General features: G+C 71.6%; 2 protein-coding genes. Both read left to right on the forward strand.

All coding sequences use genetic code 11. The annotated features are described in order from the left end of the window. Positions 1 to 166 (forward strand): SbtR family transcriptional regulator (locus tag R6V09_RS54045; protein WP_442810324.1); only part of this gene is annotated, 166 nt, incomplete at its 5' end. A gap of 399 nt (positions 167 to 565) precedes the next feature. Beyond that, a partial coding sequence (locus tag R6V09_RS54050; RefSeq protein WP_442810323.1) for an RNA polymerase sigma factor occupies positions 566 to 879 on the forward strand: 314 nt, incomplete at its 3' end.

An 879-nucleotide genomic window follows, 5' to 3' on the forward strand; every position in this document is an offset into this window, starting at 1 on the left:
CCGGGCGCGGGCGGCGGGTCAGCTGCGGGCGGACGTGTCGGTGTCGGACGTGCTGCTGGTGATCGCGACGGCGGCACCCTCGCTGCCGGATGCTGCGCAGCAGGCGGCGGCGTCGGCTCGGTTGCTGGACATCCTGCTGGAGGGGTTGCGGTCGCGGCCGTTGTGAGAGTGGGCCGGTGTTGGCGTGGGCGTCTTCTGGGGGCTGCGCCCCCAGGCCCCCGCTTCGGCCCTGAAGGGGCCTCGTCCTCAAACGCCGGACGGGCTGATTTTGCCGGCCTGCGTTGGCAGGGTGACTCGAATAGGTGACTGTGGTGCGGAGGTAGCGCGGTGCCCGCGCACCGAGTGATGCCCGGGAGTGATTCCGGGCATTTCGGCCATCGGTGCCAACTCCCGTTCCGGGGGCGACAGTTGAGCCTTCCCCGGAGGGGTGAACGCTAGTACTGCGCTGCGGGAAGTCCCCACGGACGAGTGGATGGTCCGTACGACGGGGTCCTGAACAAAAGCCAATATGGCTACGCTGACCCGTGTTCGGGACTGGTTGGGCAGGCGGCGGGGGCTTTCCGCGATGAGCGTTGACGGGCGGGACGAGTCACTGGGTGACGGTGACCCGGAGGCCAGTGGGCTGACCTCACCACAGGTACCGAGCCAGGGCGGGCCCGGCGTGGTCCCCCAGGGCGGCGATCCCGGCGAGGGCAGCGTCCCGGCCCAGCGCGAGGGCAGCGTCCTGCCACCGCGGGACGGCAGTCTCCTCCCGCCGCCCCTGGATGTACCGCCGGCCGACGCCTCGTTGATCGAGCGGATGCGCGCCGGTGACGACACGGCGTACGAGGCGCTGTACCGGCCCCACGCGGACGCCGTGCGCCGCTACGCCCGCACCTG

The organism is Streptomyces sp. W16 (assembly GCF_033194735.1).
Lineage (GTDB): Bacteria > Actinomycetota > Actinomycetes > Streptomycetales > Streptomycetaceae > Streptomyces.